Origin of the sequence: Salmonella enterica subsp. diarizonae (genome assembly GCF_008692785.1) — a bacterium.
GTDB lineage: Bacteria > Pseudomonadota > Gammaproteobacteria > Enterobacterales > Enterobacteriaceae > Salmonella > Salmonella diarizonae.
Map to the genome: position 1 here is coordinate 202432 of NZ_VXJV01000003.1, position 23030 is coordinate 225461.

General features: G+C 55.0%; 16 protein-coding genes and 1 pseudogene. 12 read left to right on the top strand and 5 right to left on the bottom strand.

Translation table 11 applies throughout. The annotated features are described in order from the left end of the window. The first annotated feature begins 6 nt into the window (after positions 1–6). From dppC to dppF, 3 genes are read left to right on the top strand one after another with little or no spacing between them, the layout of a single operon-like run. Positions 7–909: a dipeptide ABC transporter permease DppC gene (dppC, locus tag F4V72_RS07950; protein WP_023247767.1), complete on the top strand. Its 903-nt coding sequence runs from the start codon at positions 7–9 to the stop codon at positions 907–909. A gap of 10 nt (positions 910–919) precedes the next feature. Next, a complete protein-coding gene (gene dppD, locus F4V72_RS07955) occupies positions 920–1903 on the top strand; it encodes a dipeptide ABC transporter ATP-binding protein (protein WP_023247768.1) in 984 nt (327 codons plus the stop codon). Beyond that, positions 1900–2913 carry a dipeptide ABC transporter ATP-binding subunit DppF gene (gene dppF / locus F4V72_RS07960; RefSeq protein ID WP_023247769.1) on the top strand — a complete coding sequence of 338 codons (1014 nt, stop codon included), beginning with the start codon at positions 1900–1902 and terminating at the stop codon, positions 2911–2913. Before dppD ends, dppF begins: the two co-directional genes overlap by 4 nt. A 100-nt stretch (positions 2914–3013) precedes the next feature. On the opposite strand, the gene F4V72_RS07965 is transcribed toward dppF, so the two are convergent. Continuing rightward, the gene (locus F4V72_RS07965) at positions 3014–4312 is read right to left on the bottom strand and encodes an aromatic amino acid transport family protein (protein ID WP_114048410.1); all 1299 of its coding nucleotides are present in this window, start codon (positions 4310–4312) and stop codon (positions 3014–3016) included. A 117-nt stretch (positions 4313–4429) separates the two neighbouring features. Beyond that, positions 4430–4633, bottom strand: a pseudogene (locus tag F4V72_RS24390) (PLP-dependent transferase); the annotation flags it as partial. Between the two features lie 321 nt (positions 4634–4954). Here F4V72_RS24390 and F4V72_RS07980 point away from each other — a divergent pair. Continuing rightward, positions 4955–5062, top strand: a complete 108-nt coding sequence (locus F4V72_RS07980) for a type I toxin-antitoxin system toxin Ldr family protein (protein WP_001537650.1) — start codon at positions 4955–4957, stop codon at positions 5060–5062. A gap of 81 nt (positions 5063–5143) precedes the next feature. Here F4V72_RS07980 and bcsG read toward each other — a convergent pair whose 3' ends face one another. The 3 genes from bcsG to bcsE are packed head-to-tail and all read right to left on the bottom strand — an operon-like array spanning position 5144 to position 8579. Further along, entirely contained in the window at positions 5144–6823 is a 1680-nt protein-coding gene (bcsG, locus tag F4V72_RS07985; protein ID WP_136057953.1) for a cellulose biosynthesis protein BcsG, read from the bottom strand. After that, positions 6820–7011, bottom strand: coding sequence for a cellulose biosynthesis protein BcsF (gene bcsF / locus F4V72_RS07990; RefSeq protein ID WP_023247774.1), 192 nt, complete (start codon positions 7009–7011; stop codon positions 6820–6822). Before bcsF ends, bcsG begins: the two co-directional genes overlap by 4 nt. Then, complete coding sequence (gene bcsE, locus F4V72_RS07995) at positions 7008–8579, bottom strand: cellulose biosynthesis c-di-GMP-binding protein BcsE (RefSeq protein WP_023247775.1); 1572 nt, start codon at positions 8577–8579, stop codon at positions 7008–7010. Before bcsE ends, bcsF begins: the two co-directional genes overlap by 4 nt. A gap of 244 nt (positions 8580–8823) precedes the next feature. Here bcsE and bcsR point away from each other — a divergent pair, with 244 nt between their 5' ends. The 8 genes from bcsR to dctA all read left to right on the top strand — a co-directional run bounded on the left by bcsR (position 8824) and on the right by dctA (position 22969). Beyond that, on the top strand, positions 8824–9012 hold the full coding sequence (gene bcsR, locus F4V72_RS08000; RefSeq protein ID WP_000282617.1) for a cellulose biosynthesis protein BcsR: 189 nt from the start codon (positions 8824–8826) through the stop codon (positions 9010–9012). Between the two features lie 11 nt (positions 9013–9023). Then, positions 9024–9776, top strand: coding sequence for a cellulose biosynthesis protein BcsQ (gene bcsQ, locus F4V72_RS08005; protein ID WP_063390912.1), 753 nt, complete (start codon positions 9024–9026; stop codon positions 9774–9776). Next, positions 9773–12397: a UDP-forming cellulose synthase catalytic subunit gene (gene bcsA, locus F4V72_RS08010; RefSeq protein ID WP_053529850.1), complete on the top strand. Its 2625-nt coding sequence runs from the start codon at positions 9773–9775 to the stop codon at positions 12395–12397. The genes bcsQ and bcsA overlap by 4 nt, the downstream gene beginning before the upstream one ends. Before the next feature lie 10 nt (positions 12398–12407). Continuing rightward, positions 12408–14708 (top strand): cellulose biosynthesis cyclic di-GMP-binding regulatory protein BcsB, encoded by a 2301-nt coding sequence (gene bcsB / locus F4V72_RS08015; protein ID WP_114048411.1) that lies wholly within the window; start codon positions 12408–12410, stop codon positions 14706–14708. Positions 14709–14711: 3 nt separating this feature from the next. Beyond that, positions 14712–15821, top strand: a complete 1110-nt coding sequence (gene bcsZ, locus F4V72_RS08020) for a cellulose synthase complex periplasmic endoglucanase BcsZ (protein WP_063390909.1) — start codon at positions 14712–14714, stop codon at positions 15819–15821. Further along, positions 15803–19345, top strand: coding sequence for a cellulose synthase complex outer membrane protein BcsC (gene bcsC / locus F4V72_RS08025; RefSeq protein ID WP_136057954.1), 3543 nt, complete (start codon positions 15803–15805; stop codon positions 19343–19345). Before bcsZ ends, bcsC begins: the two co-directional genes overlap by 19 nt. Positions 19346–19518: 173 nt before the next feature. Next, entirely contained in the window at positions 19519–21525 is a 2007-nt protein-coding gene (hmsP, locus tag F4V72_RS08030; RefSeq protein WP_023247781.1) for a biofilm formation regulator HmsP, read from the top strand. Between the two features lie 157 nt (positions 21526–21682). Beyond that, entirely contained in the window at positions 21683–22969 is a 1287-nt protein-coding gene (dctA, locus tag F4V72_RS08035) for a C4-dicarboxylate transporter DctC (protein ID WP_136057955.1), read from the top strand. Positions 22970–23030: the final 61 nt, after the last annotated feature.

A 23030-nucleotide genomic window follows, 5' to 3' on the forward strand; every position in this document is an offset into this window, starting at 1 on the left:
GCCATCATGTCACAGGTTACTGAAAATAATGTTATTGCCGCACCGGCGCCCATGACGCCATTGCGAGAGTTCTGGCACTATTTCAAACGCAATAAAGGCGCGGTCGTCGGGCTGGCGTATGTCGTCATCGTGATCCTGATTGCGGTGTTTGCCAACTTTATTGCGCCGTACAACCCGGCAGAGCAGTTCCGCGATGCGCTGCTGGCGCCGCCGGTCTGGCAGGAAGGCGGCAGTTGGGCGCATATTCTGGGAACGGATGATGTTGGTCGCGATGTCCTCTCGCGCCTGATGTATGGCGCGCGTTTGTCACTGCTGGTCGGCTGTCTGGTGGTCGTCCTGTCGCTGGTAATGGGGATTATTCTCGGCCTGGTTGCGGGCTACTTTGGCGGTCTGGTCGATAACATCATCATGCGCGTGGTCGATATCATGCTGGCCCTGCCGAGCCTGCTGCTGGCGCTGGTGTTGGTGGCGATCTTCGGCCCCTCCATCGGCAACGCTGCGCTGGCGTTGACGTTTGTGGCGCTGCCGCACTATGTCCGCTTAACCCGTGCGGCGGTTCTGGTAGAGGTGAACCGCGATTATGTGACTGCCTCTCGCGTGGCGGGCGCAGGCGCGATGCGTCAGATGTTCGTCAATATTTTCCCGAACTGCCTTGCGCCGCTGATCGTTCAGGCGTCGCTGGGCTTCTCTAACGCCATTCTCGATATGGCCGCTCTCGGTTTTCTTGGCATGGGTGCGCAGCCGCCAACGCCGGAGTGGGGCACCATGCTCTCTGACGTGTTGCAGTTCGCGCAAAGCGCCTGGTGGGTCGTGACCTTCCCGGGGCTGGCGATTCTGCTGACGGTGCTGGCATTTAACCTGATGGGTGACGGTCTGCGTGACGCGCTCGATCCCAAACTGAAGCAGTAAGAGGTTCGAGATGGCGTTATTAAATGTAGATCAATTATCGGTACACTTCGGCGACGAAGGGACACCGTTCAAAGCCGTCGACCGCATCAGCTACAGCGTGAAGCAGGGGGAAGTGGTCGGCATTGTCGGCGAGTCTGGTTCCGGCAAATCCGTCAGCTCGCTGGCGATTATGGGGCTTATCGATTACCCAGGCCGCGTGATGGCGGAAAACCTGCTCTTTAACGGACAGGATCTGAAGCGCATTTCCGAGAAGGAACGTCGCAACCTGGTGGGCGCTGAAGTAGCGATGATTTTCCAGGACCCGATGACCAGCCTCAATCCTTGCTATACCGTTGGCTTTCAGATTATGGAAGCCATCAAGGTACACCAGGGCGGGAACAAGAAAACCCGTCGTCAGCGAGCGATTGACCTGTTGAACCAGGTGGGCATTCCCGATCCGGCCTCTCGTCTGGATGTCTATCCGCACCAGCTTTCCGGCGGTATGAGTCAGCGAGTGATGATTGCGATGGCAATAGCCTGTCGACCAAAGCTGTTAATTGCTGATGAACCGACCACGGCGCTGGATGTGACCATTCAGGCGCAAATCATTGAGCTGCTGCTGGAGTTGCAGCAAAAAGAGAACATGGCGCTGGTGCTTATTACCCATGACCTGGCGCTGGTGGCGGAAGCGGCGCACAAAATTATCGTCATGTACGCCGGGCAGGTAGTCGAAACCGGCGATGCGCAGGATATTTTTCGTGCGCCGCGTCATCCCTATACGCAGGCACTGCTACGCGCGTTGCCGGAATTTGCGCAAGATAAAGCGCGTCTGGCTTCGCTCCCGGGCGTGGTGCCGGGGAAATATGACCGCCCGACGGGCTGTCTGCTTAACCCGCGCTGCCCCTACGCCACGGACAGATGTCGTGCGGAAGAACCTGCTCTCAACCAACTGGACGATGGACGTCAGTCAAAATGTCATTACCCACTCGATGATGCCGGGAGGCCCACACTATGAGTACGCATGAGGCCACCTTGCAACAGCCGCTGTTGCGGGCTATCGACCTGAAAAAACACTACCCGGTAAAGAAGGGGATCTTTTCTCCGGAACGGCTGGTAAAAGCGCTGGACGGCGTGTCGTTTAACCTCGAACGTGGTAAAACGCTGGCCGTAGTGGGGGAGTCCGGTTGTGGAAAATCCACGCTGGGCCGCCTGCTGACGATGATTGAAACGCCAACCGGCGGCGAGCTTTATTACCAGGGGCAGGATCTGCTCAAACACGATCCGCACGCGCAGAAGCTGCGGCGGCAGAAAATCCAGATTGTGTTTCAGAACCCTTACGGTTCCCTGAACCCACGCAAGAAAGTGGGGCAAATTCTGGAAGAGCCGTTGCTGATCAATACCAGCCTGAGTAAAGCGCAGCGTCGTGAAAAAGCGCTGGCGATGATGGCGAAGGTGGGGCTGAAAACCGAGCACTACGACCGCTATCCGCATATGTTCTCCGGCGGCCAGCGTCAGCGTATCGCTATCGCCCGCGGTCTGATGCTTGATCCGGACGTAGTGATTGCCGACGAACCGGTCTCCGCGCTCGACGTGTCGGTGCGCGCCCAGGTGCTGAACCTGATGATGGATTTGCAACAGGATATGGGGCTGTCTTATGTCTTTATCTCGCACGACCTGTCGGTGGTGGAACACATCGCCGATGAAGTGATGGTCATGTACTTAGGCCGCTGCGTGGAGAAAGGGACCAAAGAGCAGATTTTTAACAATCCACGTCATCCGTATACCCAGGCGTTGCTCTCCGCCACGCCGCGGCTGAATCCGGACGATCGCCGTGAGCGGATTAAGCTGACCGGCGAGTTGCCAAGTCCGCTGAATCCGCCGCCGGGCTGCGCCTTCAACGCCCGCTGCCGCCGTCGCTTCGGACCCTGTACGCAGTTGCAGCCGCAGCTCAAAGAGTACGACGGTCAGTTGGTGGCCTGCTTTGCCGTCGATCAGGATGAAAATCCGCAGAAATCGGTGAGTTAACTGCATTTTATGCCGGATGGCGGCTACGCCTTATCCGGCCTACACCCTATCGGTAGGCCTGGTAAGCGTAGCGCCACCAGGCATTGCTCTTTGGCACGGCTTATTCAATCAATTTTAATAATGGCGACAGGCACAACAATATTCCATATAACAAAATAAGCCAGGTTTTCAGACCGCGTAATTTTTTCAGTTGCACTACTTTATAAATCAGGAAAAAGGGAATAATACACGCGACAATGCCATAAAGCGGACTGCCTAACTGGAAAAAGACCAATACTGAGACGCGAAACGAAACCCAAATGACCAGAGTAACCACGATAAAGACACAGATCCCAGTGGTCAGTAACAGTGGGTTGACGTTTTTGACATCCATAATACGACTCAATACATTCAGCACAATACCTTTAAGCGCTTCGTGAAAACCTAAATAAATACCAAAGAACGCGGTAAGTACGGCAAAAATATTGAGGATGGTGGAGGTAATGTGGATGATATGGCCAGGGATTACCTGAGCTGCCAGCGCAAGGGCGGAAATATTCTGCTCGAACGCTGATACCGCCTCTTCATGGCTAATCGAAAAGGTAAACGAGAACGAGAAAAAGAGAATAATAGCAATCAGCGTAATATAGCTAATGCGGTGTGTGCGAATCGCCATTCGGGTGGCCAGCACACGGTCAGGTTCGCGTTTACGATAGGCGATGTTCATTGGGTTTAGCACCTGAATGAAGACCGCAGAAAAGAAGCAGAATGGGATAGTGAGCAGTACGTCGCGAAAGAAAACCGATGCGGCGGGAAAGGCGGAAATATTATCAAGATTCCAGTGTGGGATCATCGCAAAACCGAATATCAGAATGATCCCGACTTTCACCACCACCATCGGGCCGGAAATTTTAAATAATAGCTTTTCCCCGCCGGAGGCAATCGCGACCAGCACGGCGAAAATCGCGACTTTATAGATAATAGACTGCGAAAGATCGACCTCAGTAAGGCCGAAGGTTTTTATATAGGAGGCGCTATCAAACACCACCGACAGGGAGTAAATAAACACCCCGTGGATAATCATAAGAAAATAGATTACACCGAGAAAAACGCCCCAGTTTTTGCCCAGGTAGTGACTGATAATATCTGTATAATCGTCACAGGTTTCGCTTTCAGACAACGTTTTTAGATAAATATCCTGCACAATATAGGTAGCGGGATAAGCGATGATAAAAGCGGTAATAAATACCCAGATCCCCTTGAGACCGATTTGCACAGGCATTAATACGGTACCTGCGCCGATCGCCATACCGATACACAAGAGCACCCAGCCAAAATCATATTTTGTAAACGGTAATCTCGTTGAAAGCGGTGTGGTCGTTGCTTTACTGTTATTTAATGGTAATGTGTCGTCCTGCATAGAGCCCCCTGCCCAAAATATACGCAGCTCTCTCATAAAGAATGCTGCATATAACCAGGCTATAGTGCCTTGATACCCGATGCGGCAAACCGGTGACAGCGGTTCGCCGCGCAATCGTCAGAATGCTGCTTTTCTGCTGGCGCGTTCAAGGTCATGAATAATATCGTCGGGATCTTCAGGTCCCGCTGAAAGACGGATAAGTTCGTCGGTAATACCTGCTTTTAGCCATTCCTCTGGCGCAACAGGCGAATATGTCATAGACGCAGGATGCTGAACGAGGGTTTCGGTATCACCGGGACTGGCCGCGAGGAGGCATAATTTACAGAATTGAGTGGCTGACTGCCAGTCTCAGAAATGCTGAATGTATTCTGGCAAATAAAAGTAGTCGTCTGCGAAGCGTCACGCAGATTGCACGTTAGCGCCGTGCCGGGGCGGGTGTTTTACCGTAATATCAGCAGCAAGCCGGGTTTACCCGGTGAGGCGCAATGTTGCGGGGGCTTGATCCCCGGCGGCATAGGTTGCTGGATAGAGAAAACCCCCGCACGTTGACTGGTATAAACCTGGCAACCTGACGGGGGCTAACTTGAACCTCAACACATCAAGGATAGCCGCGAACGGTTGCCATTGCAACAAGGCGGCTATATGACGCTTACGCAGTTGGGCGTTGCCTTCTGGCACGATCTGGCGGCACCGATCATTGCTGGCATTATCGCCAGTGTGATCGTCAACTGGCTACGTGACAGGAAGTAACGCGTTTTGAGCGTCTGTCCGCCGTAATGGCAACATGCGCCCGAACCAGGCCACAGGGGAAACCTTGCGGCCTTTTTCGGTTTACTGCGGGTAAGGCACCCAGTCGCCGCCATTCAGACGAACGTAGGGTTTACCCTGATACTGAATCACCACCGCATTAGCGTTTTCTGAAACCGGCGCGGTTTGCGGCAGATTGCTGGTCAGCTTGTTCCAGTTCACACTGTCTTCGGTAAAGAGCTTACCGTCTACGGCGCGTACGACCAGTTCGGAAATCGCCAGGTAGCTGCTCGGCTGGTTAATATCAATCGGCGCGCCCTCATGCGGGGCTTTCATGCCAAAAAATTTCACGCCCGCCGGGACATTGGTGATGGAGGGGCTGGGAATATCGCGCAGGCCTGAGATCTGCATTCTGTCGCCCTTCAGCGCGCCGCCGTGCTCCGGTACGACGACCACCATCACCTTACGTCCGGATTTCTCCAGCTCGGTAAAGAAGGCGTCCAGTTCATCGAACAGCTTCTGCGCGCGGATTTTATAATCCGCCGTTTTGCTGACGCCGGGGAAGTGGTTGCCATCGTGTAACGGCAGCAGGTTAAAGAAGGTCGCGGAACGGGAGCTGGCTTCACGTTCTTCCCCTGTCAACCAGCGGTTCAGAACCGCCAGGTCGTCATATACCGGCGAGCCGTCGAATGACAGCAGGGCGGTTGGCAGACCGGACTGGTTCATCAGCTCGCTCTGCATACCGCCGTTTTCGCGAACTTCTTTCAGGAAGCCGCCAAATTCGCCGTTATGATCCATCATCAGATGCTGAGTAAAGCCCAGTTTCGCCAGATTATCGAACAGATAACATTCGTTATCGGCTGGTTGATAAAGCCGGGTATGCGATGGTTGACCACAACTGGCGCGCAGCAGACGAATGGCCGCCGGGCCGCTGTAAGACGTACCGGAATTAAAATGTTTAAACAAGATATCAAAGTGCGACCATAGCGGATGTGACATCAAGCCTGCCGCTTCGACATCCGACCAGGAGAGCGAACAAATATTGATGACCAATAGGTCGAACGGCTGCGCATCAGGCGGAAGCTGCGCCGGGAACGACGTTTTCCGCTTTTCTTCCGCAGTATAGAAGGTGTTCAACCAGGCGTTCAGATTCGCGGTCGTCGGTGGCGCGGTTTGCGCAGGCATATCGCCGATGACCGGCTTATCGCCCGCTGTCGCGACGGTAGCGGCAGCGTTACCGCCAGTCGTCGTCATCGTATCGGTTGGCTGACCTGCCGGCCACAGCGTAAAAACCGGGCCAGTTAATGTCAGGACGTTCAGCCATACCATGATGGCGACCACAAACACCGTGACCCGAATCCACTGTGATAAAAATAGCCAGGCGACCAGCAGTACAAAGACGGCGCCGATCATTTGCCAGTTAATAAAACGAGCGATCAGATCGAGCAGATAACCGGAGCTGAACTCCGCCACCTGCGTACCCTGGCTCATAATACTTTGCGGGCCGGGCAGCCAGGTGTCGTGCCAGAACAGCGCGAAGCCGACGGGAATAGCAATCCAGTGGCGCAACTGGTGGAGGCGATATTGTGGTATTGGCATCAGCAGGAACGCCATAAATACCAGATTCAGTAAAGGATGAAAATTCAGGTAGCCTGCCCACAGCAGGCCAAACTTGACCAGAAAATAGAAATTCCAGCCGGAAAGACCGCGCCAGTATTGCCAGAGCGGAGAAGGCATTGAGGGTGTTTGAGTATGCTGAGTCATTTTTTGTCTGCCTTGACTTTCGTAGCGCGGCGCAGAGTTCCGGCTGGTTTTACATAACGAGGTTTGGCAAATAGCAGCCGGGTCGTATCACTCATACGGCGTAGCGAATGACGCGCCAGATAGCCCAGCGGAAAGAAAATCAGCGCGCAAAAAAGAATAAGTTGCACGATATCGCTGATGGTCATCATGATGCACGCTCCGCGGTGTCATCGAGCAATCGCAGGGGTTCAGGAATACGACGCCAGATGCGGCCATCGTGTTCGGCATTTATTACCGGGTCGGCGCGTTTAGCCAGCGGTAGCGGCGTTCCCCACAATTCTGGCGACAATAAGCGCATCTGCACCAGCTCGGCGCTGATTTGTTTATCTTCGAACCAGACCATACGATTAGAGAAAATATCGCCCGTGGGCAAAGGGAAAATATGGTTTAACGCGGTATCCAGATCGTTGACCCGGCAGAATGATAAAAACAACACCAGACGGTTGCCGCCGATGGTCATAATATCGCCGGTTCGGTTTGGCCGACATAATGTCAATGCCTGCTCAACCCGAATGCCCGGCACCGGGCGCAGCGCGACCAGAACGCCTTTCCCGTCGGCGGGGAGCAGCGTATTGCTCATCATCGTATGGACGGCATCGCAGAAGGTATCCCACGGCTGAAAACCGCGCAGTTTCAACGGCTGCGTCATCGACAGCAGCGTGGTGATATCTTCCGGTACGTAACGGCTGAACTGCTGTCCCTGAACGCTTTCAATAAGTGTCAGACAGCGTGAAAGCGGAGCGTTCCAGGGAATGATCATATTGGCGCCGCAACCCAGCAGCAGGCGCTCATCGGTGGCACGCAAACTGGCGATATTTTCGCGCACGACAATTTTCAGCGCGCTTCCCCGCTGGCGCCGCAAAGTATGAATGCGACGAGCAAGCGGCTCGATTTGGTTATTCTGTGTGAGAGAAAAAATAATCGTCGCGGCCTGCGCCGTGCGCGCGTCGTTGAACAGCGCTTCGTTATTGTCGAAAAGCGCCCAGTGTTCCGAGAGCGGCGGCGCGCCTTCAAGGACGGCGACGTGGCTGAGAATGCGTTTTTCGTCGCTACGCGGCTGAATTGCCGTCTCTTCCTGATGGGATAACATCCAGCGTTCATCCTGCTGACATAGCAATAACTGCTGTCGGGCGCTGACGCCTTTTTCGTTACACCAGAAGGCAATATCGAACAAATGTTGATCGCCCTGAAAACGTAAACTGGCGAGGCCGAAAAGTGAGCGATACTCGCCCATCAACAACGAGGATTGTTTATCACTATTATGACAAGGGTTAATAACCAACAATGAACAGTGATGAAAGCGAGTCCATTTATTCATTTTTTCCAGCCATTTATGCAGGCTTTCTGACGTTATATTCCGCCACGTGTTATTTGTACAAATAAGAATGAAAAAGTAATGCGTCGGGTTGACAGAACAAAGTAAATCGTGGGCCAAAGAGTATAGCCCTTTTTCTGAATCCGGCATGGTAAATAAGCGGATTTTCTCCGGACCGTGAGATTCATCTAATTTGATTACTTTGCCAGGATCGCCTTCCATGCCGATGACGGCGACGTTTGCATTCTCCGTTTGTGACGCAATCGTTTGATTCACCAGACTGATGGCATCTTGCTGGCGATCGGCGTTAACCCACCAGACACCGCCGGTTGGCATATGGCGCAGTTCATCCCATAATGATGAGATGCCGAGAGAAAATACGGGGTCCACAGTGTCCCTCATGTCACTATTTTAACTATTTATCAGTTTACTAGCGAAAGCACAGAAATAAACCTAACATTGAAATTAAAACGCATCAGATTTAGCATGTGAATCAATTTGTCCGGCAGGATGCCCTGTAACTCTGCGCTTTGCATTTTTACACATTATAAATGATGCCACGGAAAGACGAAAAATGCGCGTTCTCCCGTATTGACGACGGGGCGTAATGTTGCCAGTGAGAAATATTTAAAAGGGAGCAACCAGAATGTATAACAATGAACCTGGCGCTCAGTCCGATCCAACGTTGGGCTACACTTTTCAAAATGATTTTCTGGCATTAAGCCAGGCGTTTTCACTACCCGAAATAGATTATACCGATATTTCCCAACGCGAACAGTTGGCGGCGGCGATTAAAAGATGGCCGCTCCTGGCTGAATTTGCGCAACAACATTAAGGAAGCCATAAATGGCGATTCTGGGATTGCAGGGCGTACGCGGTGGGGTGGGAACCACATCTATCACCTCAGCACTCGCCTGGGCGTTACAAATCTTAGGGGAAAATGTCCTGGTGATTGACGCCAGCCCCGATAACCTGCTGCGCATGTCGTTTAACGTCGACTTCGTCCATCAGGGCGGTTGGGCGCGATCGTTGCTGGACGGCCATGACTGGCGTGATGCCGGGTTACGTTATACCTCGCAGCTTGATCTGCTGCCGTTTGGACAGCTCACCACGAAAGAGCGGGAAAATCCGCAGGCCTGGCAGGAGACGCTGGGAGAGATCGGATCTGCTATCCAGGCGCTGAAAGCGAGCGGGCGTTATAGCTGGATTTTACTGGACTTACCCTACGGCGCGTCACCACTGACACGGCAGTTGGTGAGCCTCTGCGACCATACGCTGGCGGTAGCCAGGGTTGACACCAACTGCCATATTCGCCTTCATCAACAGGCGTTGCCTGCCGGAGCGCATATTCTGATCAATGACTTACGCATTGGCAGCCAGTTACAAGACGATCTGTACCAGGTCTGGCTGCAAAGCCAGCGCCGATTGCTGCCTATGGTGATCCATCGCGATGAGGCGATGGCGGAGTGCATGGCGTCGAAACAACCGTTAGGCGAGTATCGCAGCGATTCGTTGGCCGCCGAAGAGGTGTTAACGCTGGCGAACTGGTGCCTGTTGCACGATGCGGGAGACAAAACGTCCGCCAGGAGCCCGCGATGAGCGCCCTTTCCCGGTGGCTGCTTATCCCGCCGGTCAGCGCGCGTTTGAGCGAGCGCTATCAGGGTTACCGCCGCCACGGCGCGTCGCCATTTAGCGCAGCGCTCGGCTGCCTGTGGACGATTCTGGCGTGGATAGTGTTTCCGCTTGAGCATCCGCGCTGGCAGCGTATTCGCGCCGGGCATAAAGCGCTTTATCCGCATATTAACGCCGCCCGCCCGCGCCCGCTGGACCCGGCTCGATATCTCATTCAGACCCTCTGGCTGGTAATGATCTCGTCGGCTAAAGAACGTCATGAACCGCGCTGGCGGTCATTTGCGCGCTTGCAGGGCGTTCGTGGACGTTACCATCAATGGATGGATACCTTACCGGAGCGGGTGCGCCAAAAGACAACGCACCTGGAAAAGGAAAAAGAACTGGGACATCTTAGCAACGGCGCCCGACGTTTTATTCTGAGCGTTATCGTGACCTTTTCACTGATACTGGCGCTGATCTGTATTACGCAGCCATTTAACCCGCTATCGCAATTTATCTTTCTGCTGTTGCTGTGGGGCGTTGCGCTATTGGTACGACGTATGCCGGGACGCTTTTCCGCGCTGATGCTCATCGTGCTGTCGCTAACGGTCTCCTGTCGTTATATCTGGTGGCGCTATACCTCGACGCTAAATTGGGACGACCCGGTCAGTCTGGTGTGTGGACTGATTTTGCTGTTTGCGGAAACCTACGCCTGGATTGTGCTGGTGCTGGGGTACTTCCAGGTGGTGTGGCCGTTAAATCGTCAACCGGTGCCGTTGCCGAAAGAGATGTCGCAGTGGCCGACAGTGGATATTTTTGTGCCGACCTATAACGAAGACCTTAACGTGGTCAAAAATACCATTTACGCTTCGCTTGGCATTGACTGGCCGAAAGACAAGCTGAATATCTGGATTCTTGATGACGGCGGGCGAGAATCATTTCGTCAGTTTGCCCGACATGTTGGCGTGCATTACATTGCCCGCGCCACGCATGAACACGCCAAAGCCGGCAACATCAACAATGCGCTAAAACACGCGAAAGGCGAGTTTGTGGCGATCTTCGATTGCGACCATGTGCCGACGCGCTCGTTTCTGCAAATGACGATGGGCTGGTTCCTGAAAGAGAAACAGCTGGCGATGATGCAGACGCCGCACCACTTCTTCTCCCCGGACCCGTTTGAGCGCAACCTGGGACGTTTTCGTAAAACGCCTAACGAAGGCACGCTGTTTTACGGGCTGGTGCAGGACGGTAACGATATGTGGGACGCCACTTTCTTTTGCGGATCGTGCGCGGTGATTCGCCGTAAGCCGCTGGATGAGATTGGCGGTATCGCCGTTGAGACGGTGACGGAAGATGCGCATACTTCGCTCCGGCTGCACCGGCGCGGTTATACCTCTGCGTATATGCGCATTCCGCAGGCGGCGGGGCTGGCGACGGAAAGCCTGTCGGCGCATATCGGGCAGCGTATTCGTTGGGCGCGGGGCATGGTGCAAATTTTCCGCCTCGATAACCCTCTGTTTGGCAAAGGCTTAAAACTGGCGCAGCGGCTGTGCTACCTCAACGCAATGTTCCATTTCTTGTCCGGCATTCCGCGCCTGATCTTTCTGACCGCGCCGCTGGCTTTTCTGCTGCTGCACGCCTATATCATTTATGCGCCTGCGTTGATGATTGCGCTATTTGTTTTACCGCACATGATCCACGCCAGCCTGACTAACTCGAAGATTCAGGGTAAGTATCGTCACTCCTTCTGGAGCGAAATCTATGAAACGGTACTGGCATGGTATATCGCGCCGCCGACTCTGGTCGCGTTGATCAATCCGCACAAAGGGAAATTTAACGTCACGGCGAAAGGCGGGCTGGTGGAAGAGAAGTACGTCGACTGGGTAATCTCGCGTCCGTATATCTTCCTTGTCTTGCTTAACCTGCTCGGTGTGGTGGTGGGCGTATGGCGATACTATTACGGGCCGGAAAATGAAATGCTGACCGTCATCGTTAGCCTGGTGTGGGTCTTCTACAACCTGGTCATTCTCGGCGGCGCGGTTGCGGTTTCGGTAGAGAGTAAACAGGTCAGGCGCGCGCATCGGGTCGAGATTGCCATGCCGGGGGCCATCGCCCGCGAAGATGGGCATTTGTTCTCCTGCACCGTACATGACTTCTCCGACGGCGGGTTAGGCATCAAGATCAACGGTCAGGCGCAGGTGCTGGAAGGGCAGAAAGTGAACCTGTTGCTTAAACGTGGGCAGCAGGAATATGTCTTTCCAACGCAGGTGGTGCGCGTGACGGGCAATGAGATAGGGCTGCAACTGATGCCGCTCACCACCAAACAACATATTGATTTTGTGCAGTGTACCTTCGCTCGCGCCGATACGTGGGCGCTTTGGCAAGATAGCTTCCCGGAAGATAAACCGCTGGAAAGCTTGCTGGATATTCTGAAACTGGGCTTCCGCGGCTATCGCCATCTCGCGGAGTTTGCACCGCCTTCAGTAAAAGTAATTTTCCGATCGTTGACGGCGTTAATTGCCTGGATTGTATCGTTTATTCCGCGTCGCCCGGAGCGGCAAGCGGCGATACAGCCGTCGGATCGGGTTATGGCTCAGGCTCAACAATGATGATAATGCGATGAAAAGAAAATTGTCCTGGATTTGTGCGGCGGTAATAGGATTAAGCGCGTTTCCTGCTTTCATGACGGCGGCGGCGCCTGCTACGCCGCCATTGATAAATGCTGAACCCACCGAGCCTGCGCAGTCGCCCGCAAATCAGGCGCCCGTCGTGGCGCAAACCGCGCCTTCGCGCGAGGTCAAGCTGACCTTTGCGCAAATCGCGCCGCCGCCGGGCAGTATGGCGCTGCGTGGCGTTAACCCTAACGGCGGCATTGAATTTGGTATGCGCAGCGATGAAGTGGCGTCGAAAGCGGTGCTGAATCTGGAATATACGCCGTCGCCATCGCTCCTGCCGATTCAGTCGCAGCTTAAGGTTTATCTCAATGATGAACTGATGGGCGTACTGCCGGTGACAAAAGAGCAGTTGGGGAAAAAGACGCTGGCGCAGGTACCTATCAATCCGCTATTTATCACCGACTTTAACCGGGTACGGCTGGAGTTTGTCGGCCATTATCGCGACGTATGTGAAAACCCGGCCAGCAGTACTCTGTGGTTGGACATCGGACGAAATAGCGCTCTGGATCTGACCTATAACATGCTGGCGGTGAATAACGATCTGTCCCACTTCCCGGTGCCGTTTTTCGATCCGCGGGATAACCGTCCGGTGACGTTGCCAATAGTGTTTGCTGACGTGCCGGATCTGGCGCAGCAGCAGGCGGCTTCTATTGTCGCGTCCTGGTTTGGCTCGCGGGCGGGCTGGCGCGGTCAGCGCTTCCCGGTGTTGTATAACCACCTGCCGGATCGCAATGCGATCGTGTTCGCCACCAACGATCGACGCCCCGATTTCCTGCGCGATCATCCTGCGGTTAACGCGCCGGTTATCGAGATGATGAACCATCCGGATAATCCGTATGTGAAGTTGCTGGTCGTATTTGGTCGTGATGATAAAGATCTGTTGCAGGCGGCAAAAGGTATTGCGCAAGGGAATATTCTCTTTCGTGGTTCCAGCGTGGTAGTCAACGATGTAAAACCGCTACTGGCGCGCAAGCCGTACGATGCGCCGAACTGGGTGCGTACCGATCGCCCGGTCACCTTTGGCGAACTGAAAACCTATGAAGAGCAGCTCCAGTCGAGTGGGCTGGAGCCGGCGCCCATCAACGTTTCTTTGAATCTGCCGCCGGACCTCTATTTGCTGCGTAGCAACGGTATTGATATGGATCTCAACTACCGTTATACCTCGCCGCCGACCAAAGACAGTTCGCGGCTGGATATCAGCCTGAATAACCAGTTCCTGCAAGCCTTTAGCCTTAACAGCACGCAAGAAACTAATCGACTCCTGTTGCGCTTGCCGGTACTTCAGGGATTGCTGGATGGTAAAACGGATGTGTCGATTCCGGCCCTAAAACTGGGGGCGATGAACCAGCTACGTTTTGACTTCCAGTACATGAACCCGATGCCGGGCGGGTCGGTGGACAACTGTATTACCTTCCAGTCGGTACCGAATCATGTGGTGATAGGGGATGACTCCACTATCGATTTTTCGAAATATTACCACTTTATCGCGATGCCGGATTTACGCACGTTCGCCAATGCCGGTTTCCCGTTCAGCCGGATGGCCGACCTGTCTGACACCCTGGCGGTGATGCCGAAGACCCCAACCGAAGCGCAAATGGAAACGCTGCTGAATACGGTCGGTGCCATTGGCGGGCAGACCGGTTTCCCGGCAATTAATCTGACAATCACCGATGATAGCGCTCAGATCGCTGACAAAGACGCCGATCTGCTGATTATTGGCGCTATTCCGGACAAGCTAAAAGACGATAAGCGTATCGATCTGTTGGTGCAGGCGACACAAAGCTGGGTAAAAACCCCAATGCGGCAGACCGCTTTCCCGTCGATTATGCCGGATGAAGCCGATCGCGCGGCGGATGCGCAGTCCACCGTCACCTCCAGCGGTCCGATGGCGGCGGCGGTGGGCTTCCAGTCGCCGTTTAATGATCAGCGCAGCGTGATTGCTCTGCTGGCCGACAGCCCGCGCGGCTACCAGCTACTGAACGACGCCATGAACGACAGCGGTAAACGCGCCGCGATGTTTGGTTCCGTGGCGGTGATCCGCGAGTCCGGCGTTCACAGTCTGCGCGTTGGCGATATCTATTACGTCGGACATCTGCCGTGGTTTGAGCGGCTGTGGTATGCGCTGGCGAATCACCCGGTGCTGCTGGCGGTACTGGCGGCCCTCAGCGTGATATTACTGGCGTGGGTATTGTGGCGTCTGCTACGTATTCTCAGTCGCCGTCGTCTCGACCCAGACCATGAGTAATGAATGATGACTATGCTGCGCGGATGGATAACGATTATCGTCATGCTGACGGCAATAAATGCGCAGGCGGCCTGTAGCTGGCCTGCGTGGGAGCAGTTCAAGAAAGACTACATTAGCCAGCAGGGACGCGTTATCGATCCGGGCGATGCGCGAAAAATTACCACCTCCGAAGGGCAAAGCTACGCTATGTTCTTTGCCCTGGCGGCGAACGATCGACCGGCGTTCGCGCAACTGTTTAACTGGACGCAAAATAATCTGGCGCAGGGATCGCTGCGTGAACATCTGCCCGCCTGGCTGTGGGGACAAAAAGATCCCGACACCTGGTCGGTGCTGGACAGCAACTCCGCGTCCGACGGCGATATCTGGATGGCATGGTCGCTGCTGGAGGCCGGTCGTCTGTGGAAAGAGACGCGTTATACCGAAGTGGGCACGGCGTTGTTAAAGCGCATCGCCCGCGAAGAGGTCGTGAATGTGCCGGGGCTGGGCTCAATGCTGCTACCTGGCAAAATCGGCTTTGCCGAGGCGAATAGCTGGCGTTTTAACCCAAGCTATCTGCCGCCGCAGTTGGCGCAATACTTTAGCCGTTTTGGCGCGCCGTGGTCGACGCTACGGGAAACCAATTTGCGGCTTTTGCTGGAAACCGCGCCGAAAGGTTTCTCGCCGGACTGGGTGCGTTATAAAAGCAAGCAAGGCTGGCAGTTGAAAGCGGAAAAGACGCTGATCAGTAGCTACGATGCGATTCGCGTCTATTTATGGGCGGGAATGATGCATGATGGCGATCCGCAAAAAGCGCGTTTACTGGCGCGATTTAAACCGATGGCGACGTTAACCATAAAAAACGGCGTTCCACCGGAAAAAGTTGATGTCGCCAGCGGGAACGCACAAGGGACGGGGCCGGTCGGGTTTTCCGCCGCCTTACTGCCTTTCCTGCAAAATCGCGATGCTCAGGCCGTGCAGCGACAGCGGGTCACAGACCATTTTCCTGGCAGCGATGCCTATTACAACTATGTGCTGACTCTCTTTGGACAAGGCTGGGATCAGCACCGTTTTCGCTTCACCGTCAAAGGTGAATTATTACCTGACTGGGGCCAGGAATGCGTAAGTTCACGTTAAGTCTCATGCACGCTTTTTTGCCGGCTGGCGGTCGAAATGCCTTACCCGGTAAAAGGGGCATTTATCGGGCATTGTTGGGTTTATCGCTTGGTATGGCGCTAACTCCGCTTGCCGACGCAGCGACCTCCGCGCAGCAACAGTTGCTGGAGCAGGTTCGGCTGGGAGAGGCCATGCACCGTGAGGACTTAGTCCGTCAGTCGCTCTATCGGCTGGAACTGATCGACCCAAATGATCCACAGGTTATCGCCGCCCGTTTCCGCTATCTGTTGCGGCAGGGGGATAGCGACGGGGCGCAGAAGCTACTTGACCGGCTGGCGCAACTGGCGCCGGAGTCGACGGCGTATCAATCTTCCCGCACCGCGATGCTGCTCTCCACGCCGCAAGGACGCCAGTCTTTGCAGGAGGCGCGTTTACTGGCGACGACCGGCCATACTGAGCAAGCGATCGCCAGCTACGACAAGCTGTTTAAAGGTTATCCGCCGGAGGGCGAACTGGCGGTCGAATACTGGACGACCGTGGCGAAATTGCCCGCCCGCCGTCACGAAGCGATTAACCAGTTACAGAAAATCAATGCCGTCAGCCCGGGTAATAACGCTCTGCAAAATGCGCTGGCGCAACTGTTGTTCGCCAGCGGGCGGCGCGATGAGGGATTCGCGGTGCTAAAACAGATGGCGAAATCCAGTACGGGACGCGGCGCGGCCTCCGCCATCTGGTACCAGCAGATAAAAGATCTCCCGGTGAGCGACGCCAGCGTAAAAGCGTTGCAAGACTATCTGACGCAGTTTAGCGAAGGCGATAGCGTGTCTGCCGCTCGCACCCAGCTTAGCGAGCAACAAAAACAGTTAGCCGATCCGGCGTTCCGCGCGCGCTCGCAAGGCATCGCGGCGGTTAATGCCGGAGAAGGCGGTAACGCCATTGCGCAATTGCAGCAGGCGGTGAGCGCCCGGCAGGACGATAGCGAGGCGGTTGGTGCGCTGGGGCAGGCATACTCACAGCGTGGCGATCGCGCCCGCGCCGTCGCGCAGTTTGAAAAGGCGCTGGCGATGGCGCCGCACAGCAGCAGCCGCGATAAGTGGGAGAGTCTGCTGAAGGTCAATCGCTACTGGCTGTTAATTCAGCAGGGCGACGCCGCCTTAAAGGCTAATAATCTGGCCCAGGCGGAGCGTTTCTATCAGCAGGCGCGAGCGGTGGATAACACTGACAGCTACGCGGTGCTGGGGCTGGGGGATGTGGCGATGGCGCGCCAAGATAATGCCGCCGCCGAACGTTATTATCAGCAGACGCTGCGTATGGATAGCGGTAATACCAATGCTGTGCGCGGGCTGGCGAATCTCTATCGCCAGCAGTCGCCGCAAAAAGCCGCCGCGTTTATCGCTTCTCTTTCCGCCAGCCAGCGGCGCAGTATCGACGATATCGAACGCAGTCTGGAAAATGACCGTCTGGCGCAGCAGGCGGAAACGCTGGAAAGCGAGGGCGAATGGGCGCAGGCCGCTGAGCTGCACCGTCGTCGGCTGGCATTAGATCCGGGTAGCGTGTGGGTGACGTACCGACTGTCACGCGATCTGTGGCAGGCCGGGCAGCACGCCCAGGCCGATGCGCAAATGCGCTCTCTGGCGCAGCAGAAGCCAAACGATCCGGAACAGGTCTATGCTTATGGGCTTTATCTTTCCGGCAGCGATCGGGACCGGGCGGCGCTGGCGCATCTCAATACCCTGCCACCCAGCCAGTGGAACAGCAATATTCAGGAACTGGCGGACCGATTGCAAAGTAACCAGGCGCTGGAAAGCGCTAACCGCTTGCGCGATAGCGGCAAAGAACGCGAAGCGGAAGCGTTGTTACGTCAGCAGCCGCCCTCTACGCGCATTGCGTTAACGTTGGCGGATTGGGCGCAGCAGCGTGGCGATAATGCGGCGGCCCGCGCCGCTTATGACGCCGTTCTGGCGCGTGAACCGGGTAATGTCGATGCCATGCTGGGGCGAGTGGAAATCGACATCGCACAGGGTGATAACGCCGCGGCGCGCGCTCAACTGGCGGCGCTGCCTGCGGCGCAAATCGCCTCTATTAACATGCAGCGCCGCGTCGCACTGGCGCAGCTCCAGCTTGGCGATATCGCGGCGGCGGCGCGGACCTTCAACCGCATTACGCCGCAGGCAAAAGCACAGCCGCCATCAATGAAAAGCGCGATGGTATTGCGTGACGCCGCCGATTTTCAGGCGCAAACGGGCGAGCCGCAGCGGGCGCTGGAGACCTACAAAGATGCCATGGTCGCGGCGGCGATTACGCCGGTTCGTCCACAGGATAACGATACCTTTACCCGACTGACGCGCAATGATGAAAAAGATGACTGGTTAAAACGCGGCGTGCGTAGCGATGCGGCGGAGTTGTATCGTCAGCAGGATCTCAATGTCACGTTGGCGCACGATTATTGGGGGTCGAGCGGTACTGGCGGCTACTCCGATCTGAAGGCGCATACTACGATGCTTCAGGTGGATGCGCCCTGGTCGGACGGACGGGCGTTCTTTCGTACTGATATGGTTAATATGGATGTTGGCCGCTTCTCTACGGATGCGGATGGGAAATACGATAATAACTGGGGCACCTGTACGCTGGAGAGATGCAGTGGACACCGTAGCCAGGCCGATACTGGCGCGAGCGTGGCAGTCGGCTGGCAGAATGAGACCTGGCGTTGGGATATCGGCACGACGCCGATGGGCTTTAATGTCGTTGATGTGGTCGGCGGCGTGAGCTATAGCGACGATATCGGGCCGTTGGGTTATACCCTGAACGCGCATCGTCGCCCGATCTCCAGTTCGTTGCTGGCGTTTGGCGGGCAAAAGGATGCCACCAGCAATACCGGTACCAAATGGGGAGGCGTGCGGGCCAGCGGCGGCGGCGTCAGTCTCAGCTATGATAAAGGCGAAGCAAACGGCGTTTGGGCGTCGCTCAGCGGCGACCAGTTGAGCGGTAAAAATGTGGAAGATAACTGGCGCGTGCGCTGGATGACCGGTTATTACTATAAGGTGATTAACGAGAATAACCGCCGCGTTACCGTTGGGCTGAATAACATGATCTGGCATTACGACAAGGATTTGAGCGGTTATTCACTGGGTCAGGGCGGTTATTATAGCCCGCAGGAATACCTGTCGTTTGCGGTGCCGGTGATGTGGCGGCAGCGTACGGAAAACTGGTCGTGGGAGTTAGGCGGCTCGGTATCCTGGTCGCACTCCCGTACCCGTACCATGCCGCGTTATCCGCTGATGAATTTGATCCCGGCGGATTATCAGGAGGATGCGCGTGACCAGACCAATGGCGGTGGCAGCAGCCAGGGATTTGGCTATACCGCGCGGGCGCTCATTGAACGCCGGGTCACTGCCAACTGGTTTATTGGTACGGCAGTCGATATTCAGCAGGCGAAAGACTATACCCCCAGTCATCTGCTGCTGTATGTCCGTTATTCCGCAGCAGGCTGGCAGGGGGATATGGATTTACCGCCGCAGCCTCTGGTGCCTTATGCTGACTGGTAATCATTGTGTCAGGCCTACGTATTGATATGCGCCGTAGGCCTGAGAAGCGCAGAGCCATCAGACGCTATCATTAACCGTTATTCAGAAAAGTCCTTTTCAGATACGGCCTCTCTTAATGCCGCTGCAATCGGGTATACTCAGGCGGCAGTCCGGGATATCCAGGGAGAGTCAATTTGCGCGTCAGCCGCTCGTTAACAATTAAACAGATGGCAATGGTTGCGGCCGTTGTCATGGTGTTTGTTTTTGTCTTTTGCACCGTTCTGTTGTTCCATCTGGTGCAGCAGAACCGCTACAACACGGCTACGCAACTGGAAAGCATCGCGCGATCCGTCCGGGAACCCCTTTCTTCCGCGATTTTAAAAGCGGATCTCCCCGGCGCGGAAACCATTCTGGAAAGTATTAAACCTGCGGGCGTGGTGAGTCGCGCCGATGTGGTATTGCCGAATCAGTTCCAGGCGTTGCGCAAGCGCTTTATTCCTGAACGCCCCGTCCCGGTCACGGTGACGCGTCTCTTCGAACTGCCGGTACAAATTTCTCTGCCGGTTTATTCGCTGGAGCGTCCCGCCAATCCGCAACCTCTGGCCTACCTTGTATTGCAGGCGGATTCGTACCGTATGTATAAGTTCGTCATGAGCGCGCTCTCTACGTTAGTGACCATTTACTTACTTTTATCGCTAATCCTGACGGTGGCCATCGCCTGGTGCGTAAACCGCCTGATTGTGCACCCGCTGCGCAAAATTGCCCGGGAGCTGAATGACATTCCGCAGCAAGAGCTTATCGGGCATCAGTTGGCGTTGCCGCGTCTGCATCAGGATGATGAGATTGGGATGCTGGTGCGCAGCTATAACCTCAACCAGCAGCTTATGCAGCGTCAAAGCGAGGAGCAAACGGACAACGCGATGCGTTTTCCGGTTTCCGATCTTCCCAATAAAGCCTTTTTAATGGCGCTGCTGGAACAGGTTGTCACCCGCCAACAGACCACCGCGCTTATCATCGTGACGTGTGAAACTTTGCGTGACACAGCAGGCGTGCTGCAAGAAACGCAGCGGGAGATTCTATTGCTGACGCTGGTTGAGAAGCTGAAGTCGGTGCTGGCGCCGCGCATGGTGCTTACGCAGGTCAGCGGGTATGACTTTGCCATTATCGCCCACGGCGTAAAAGAGCCGTGGCACGCCATCACATTAGGTCAGCAAATACTCACTATCATTAATGAGCGGCTTCCCATCCAAAGTATTCAACTACGCCCAAGCTGCAGTATTGGCATCGCGATGTATTATGGCGATCTGACCGCCGAACAGCTTTATGGTCGTGCCGTCTCCGCCGCGTTTACCTCGCGTCGGAAGGGTAAAAATCAGATCCAGTTCTTTGACCCGGCGCAGATGGAGGCCGCTCAACAGCGCCTTACCGAAGAGAGCGATATCCTTACCGCGCTGGATAACCATCAATTCGCCATTTGGCTACAGCCGCAGGTCGAGATGCGCAGCGGCAACGTCATAAGCGCTGAAGCCTTGTTACGTATGCAGCAGCAGGACGGTAGCTGGGAATTACCGGAGGGGCTGATTGAGCGCATTGAATCCTGCGGCCTGATGGTCACGGTGGGCTATTGGGTGCTGGAAGAGTCCTGTCGCCAGCTTGCCGCCTGGCAGGAGCGCGGCGTGACATTGCCGCTTTCCGTCAATCTTTCCGCGTTACAGCTCATGCACCCAGGCATGGTGTCGGAGCTGCTGGAATTGTTAAACCGCTATCGTATTCAATCGGGTACGCTGATTCTTGAGGTCACTGAAAGCCGCCGTATCGACGATCCACACGCTGCCGTCGCCATCTTACGTCCGTTACGTAATGCTGGCGTGCGTATTGCGCTGGATGATTTTGGCATGGGCTACGCGGGGCTGCGCCAGTTACAGCATATGAAGTCGTTACCGGTCGATATCCTTAAAATTGATAAAATGTTTGTCGATGGGTTACCGGATGATCACAGTATGGTAACGGCGATTATCCTGATGGCCCGCAGTCTTAATTTACAATTGATTGCCGAGGGCGTGGAGAACGAGGCGCAGCGCGCGTGGCTGGAACAGGCTGGGGTTGACGTGGCGCAAGGCTTCCTGTTTGCTCGCCCCGTTCCCGCGGATATCTTTGAAGAACGGTATCTGCCGCACGTAAATCCTGATTACAAAAGTTAAAAAAGGTCGCGCTTGTGCGAGCCAGCTCAAACTTTTTAACATTTTTGTTTCAATTATGATCCTGGCGCATTTCTGTCATGTTGTGTGGGTGTTATTTTAAGGCCGCAGGTTACTCATAACCTTACAAGACCTGTGGTTTTTACTTCAAGGACACCCTATGAAAACCTCTCTGTTCAAAAGTCTTTATTTTCAGGTCCTGACAGCAATCGCCATTGGTATTCTCCTTGGCCATTACTATCCTGAACTGGGCGCACAAATGAAACCGCTTGGCGACGCGTTCGTTAAGCTCATTAAGATGATCATCGCTCCTGTCATTTTCTGTACTGTCGTGACGGGCATCGCAGGCATGGAAAGCATGAAAGCGGTGGGCCGTACCGGCGCGGTAGCGCTGCTTTACTTTGAAATTGTCAGTACGATTGCGCTGATTATCGGTCTTATCATCGTTAACGTCGTGCAACCTGGCGCCGGGATGAACGTCGATCCGGCAACGCTGGATGCGCAGGCGGTGGCCGTTTATGCCGCACAAGCCAAGGAGCAGGGCATTATTGCCTTTCTGATGGATGTCATACCGGGCAGCGTGATCGGCGCGTTTGCCAGCGGCAACATTCTGCAGGTCTTACTGTTTGCGGTGTTGTTTGGTTTTGCGCTGCACCGTTTGGGCAGCAAAGGCCAGCTAATTTTCAATGTGATTGAGAGTTTTTCGCAGGTCATTTTCGGCATTATCAACATGATCATGCGCCTGGCGCCGATTGGCGCATTTGGCGCGATAGCTTTCACCATCGGTAAATACGGCGTCGGTTCTCTGGTGCAACTGGGGCAGCTCATTATCTGCTTCTATATCACCTGTATTCTCTTCGTGGTGGTGGTACTGGGGACGATTGCACGGGTAACGGGCTTTAGCATTTTTAAATTTATTCGCTATATCCGGGAAGAATTACTCATTGTACTCGGCACCTCCTCTTCCGAGTCAGCGCTGCCGCGTATGCTCGATAAGATGGAAAAACTGGGGTGCCGTAAGTCGGTGGTTGGACTGGTGATCCCGACGGGGTATTCGTTCAACCTCGATGGCACCTCTATCTACCTGACGATGGCGGCGGTGTTTATCGCCCAGGCGACCAATAGCCATGTGGATATCTTCCACCAGATAACGTTGCTGGTCGTGCTGCTGCTCTCGTCAAAAGGCGCCGCAGGCGTGACCGGAAGCGGCTTTATCGTGCTGGCGGCCACTATCTCCGCCGTTGGACATTTACCGGTTGCGGGACTGGCGTTAATCCTCGGTATCGACCGCTTTATGTCCGAAGCGCGCGCGCTGACTAACCTGGTGGGTAACGGCGTGGCGACGGTGGTGGTTGCCAAATGGGTGAAAGAGTTAGATCACCAAAAGCTGGACGATGTGCTTAATAATCGTGCGCCGGATGGCAAAACGCACGAAATTTCCTCCTAATCTCGCCACTTATGCCCGTAGTCCCTTCCAGGACTGCGGGTGTTTGCGCATAATTGACCCC